At 66.9% G+C, this 2849-nt stretch carries 4 protein-coding genes; 1 reads left to right on the plus strand and 3 read right to left on the minus strand.

The features are described from left to right. From ACE3UY_RS15565 to purE, 3 genes are all read right to left on the minus strand, one after another. On the minus strand, nucleotides 1–636 hold a 636-nt coding region (locus tag ACE3UY_RS15565; protein ID WP_374688415.1), incomplete at its 3' end, for an amidophosphoribosyltransferase. 100 nt (nucleotides 637–736) lie between these two features. Then, complete coding sequence (locus tag ACE3UY_RS15570; RefSeq protein WP_374688416.1) at nucleotides 737–1873, minus strand: 5-(carboxyamino)imidazole ribonucleotide synthase; 1137 nt, start codon at nucleotides 1871–1873, stop codon at nucleotides 737–739. Nucleotides 1874–1922: 49 nt separating this feature from the next. Next, the gene (gene purE, locus ACE3UY_RS15575) at nucleotides 1923–2390 is read right to left on the minus strand and encodes a 5-(carboxyamino)imidazole ribonucleotide mutase (protein WP_374688418.1); all 468 of its coding nucleotides are present in this window, start codon (nucleotides 2388–2390) and stop codon (nucleotides 1923–1925) included. Between the two features lie 238 nt (nucleotides 2391–2628). Here purE and ACE3UY_RS15580 point away from each other — a divergent pair. Continuing rightward, nucleotides 2629–2849 (plus strand): STAS domain-containing protein (locus ACE3UY_RS15580; protein ID WP_374688417.1); only part of this gene is annotated, 221 nt, incomplete at its 3' end.

Below are 2849 nucleotides of genomic sequence, written 5' to 3' on the forward strand. Positions count from 1 at the left end.
CTCGCCCACCTGGCCCAGACAGAGCGGGCGCAGCCCCAATGGGTCGCGCACGGCGTAGACCGCGTCGCGGGTCAGCAGCACCAAGGAGTACGCCCCCTGAGCCACGCTCATGAAGGCCCGCAGCCGCGCCACCCAGCGGTCGGGTTCGGAGCCGTTGGCGGCGTGTTGGGCCCAGGAGCCGGCTGGCGCGGCGAGCATCTGGGTGATGACCTCGCTGTCGCTGGTCGAGGCCAGCCCCACGCCGCGCTGGAGCAACTCCTGGCGCAGCTCGGCGGTGTTGGTCAGGTTGCCGTTGTGGGCCACGCCCAACGGCCCATAGACGGTCTCGATCAGGTAGGGCTGGGCGTTGCGCAGGTGCGAGCCGCCCGTCGTCGAATAGCGTGTGTGGCCGATGGCGAGATGCCCAACCAGCGGGGCCATATTCTCTTCGTTGAAGACCTGCGACACCAGGCCCGTGCCTTTGTGCAGGTAGGCGGATTGGCCGTCACTGGTGGCGATGCCCGCCGCCTCTTGCCCCCGGTGCTGCAGGGCGTAGAGGCCGAAGAAAGTCAGCCGCGCCACCTCCCGCCCCGGCGCATAGACCCCAAAGATGCCGCATTCATCGTGCATCTTGTCGTCTTGCAAACAGATGTCCATTCTGAGTTTCTTGTCTCCCATTACAGATCAATTAGGAATTACGAATTAGGAATTACGACGGCGATTTCAGCTTCCAATCCTGATTCCTAATTCCTAATTCCTAATTCTTAATTGCTTCCCGCGCGGCCGTGACGCGCGCCGCGGCCTCCGTCACCGTATCGCCCCAAGCGGTCAGATGCCCCATCTTGCGCCCCGGCCGCGCCTCGCGCTTGCCATAGAGGTGCAGCTTGACATCGGGAAAGTCGGCCAGCGCCGCCCAGCGCGGGCCGCCCCCGGCCCACAGGTCGCCCAACAGGTTCGCCATCGCCGCCGGGCAGACGAAGCGCGGGTCGCCCAACGGCAGGCCGCAGACGGCGCGCAACTGCTGCTCGAACTGGCTGGTGACGCACGCCTCGATGGTCAGGTGGCCGGAGTTGTGGGGGCGTGGGGCGATCTCGTTGACCAGCAGCCGGCCGTCATCCGTCACGAAGAACTCGATGCACAGGACGCCGACCACGTCCAGCGTCTCGAACAGCGCCCGCGCCATCGCCTCGGCCTCGCCCACCAGACCGGCCGCCAGCGGCGATGGGGCCAGCGACACGTCCAGGATGTGTCGCGCGTGCCGGTTCTCGATCAGGCCGAAGTGGGCGAACTGCCCCGCCGGGTTGCGCGCCGCGACCATCGAGACCTCCCCGATGAACTCAACGAACGCCTCCAGCACCGCCGGCCGGCGGCCGATGGCCGCCCAGGCCGCCTCCGCCGCCTCCGGGCGGTCGATGCGGCGCTGCCCCTTGCCGTCGTAGCCGGACGAGGCCGTCTTCAGCACCGCCGGGCAGCCCACCGCCCGCAGGGCGGCATCCAATTCTTCCGGCGTGCTCACGGGCGCGAAGGACGCTGTCGGCAGTCCCAGGCGGGCGCACGTCTCCTTCTCCCGACGCCGGTTCTGGGCCACGTGGAGTACGGCCGCGCCGGGCCGCAGAGGGGCGCACTCGGCCGCCGCGGCGGCCGTGGCCGCCGGCACGTTCTCGAACTCGTAGGTGACTACGTCCACGCTCCCGGCGAAGGCGCGCACGGCGGCCAGATCGTCGTAGGGCGCAGCGATCTCCACGTCGGCCAGTTGCCCAGCTGGCGTGCCGGCTTCCGGCGAGAAGACGTGGACGCCATACCCCATGCGGCGCGCCGCCGCGGCCAGCATCCGCCCCAGTTGGCCGCTGCCCAGAATGCCGATTCTTCCTCCCGGATACACGACCCGGTTCATGCTCGCTCCCTCACCTTAATAAATCTGCGTAATCTGCGAAATCTGCGGATTACTCTTCTTCCGGCAACGTATCCTCCAGCACCTTCGCCGTCTGCGCCGCGCGAAACGCGCTCAGTTTCTGCCGATATTCGGGGTAGTGGACGCCGAGGATGGCGACCGCCAGCAGCCCGGCGTTGCGTGCGCCGGCCTTGCCGATAGCCAGCGCGCCCACCGGCACGCCGGCCGGCATCTGGACGATGGATAGCAGTGAATCGAGGCCGTTGAGGGCTGCGCTCTGAACGGGAACGCCCAGAACGGGCAGTGAAGTGTGGGCGGCAACCATGCCCGGCAGATGGGCCGCGCCGCCGGCCCCGGCGATGATGACGTGCAGGCCGCGCCCCTCAGCCGACCGGGCATAATCGGCCATCTGATCGGGGGTGCGGTGGGCGCTGATGACGCGGCGCTCGTGGGGAATGCCGAACTCGGCCAGCACGTCGGCCGCGTGGCGCATCGTCTCCCAGTCGGACGTGCTGCCCATGATGACGCCCACCAGCGGCGTGTCGCTCACGACTTCTCTCCTTGCTCCGGCGCGGTTGCCCGCGCGGCCCGGAGCGGCCAACTCTCAAACAGCCACACGATCCGGCCTCTATCTATGGTGCTGAGAGCGGTATCCGGTACAATAATGATAAAGAGAGCGCCACCTGCCTTCCTGGGTCAACTATAACGAAGTATAGGCGACTCTGACAAGGCATTATGACTAGCGAGGAGACAAACGGATGGAAATCAGTATTAATACCGGGCCCGGTTCTTCCAAAATCGCCGTTATGGCCCTGAACGGCGAGCTTGACGCCTCTAACTACCTCGACGTCATCGACCAGGTGCGCCGCCTCTATCGGAACGGCAAAGACCAGCTGATCATCGACCTGTCAGACCTGAAGTTCCTGTCCAGTTCCGGGCTGGTGGCGCTGCACAGCGCGGCGCTCATCATGCGCGGCGA

Source organism: Promineifilum sp. (SeqCode) (assembly GCF_041918635.1).
Lineage (GTDB): Bacteria > Chloroflexota > Anaerolineae > Promineifilales > Promineifilaceae > Promineifilum.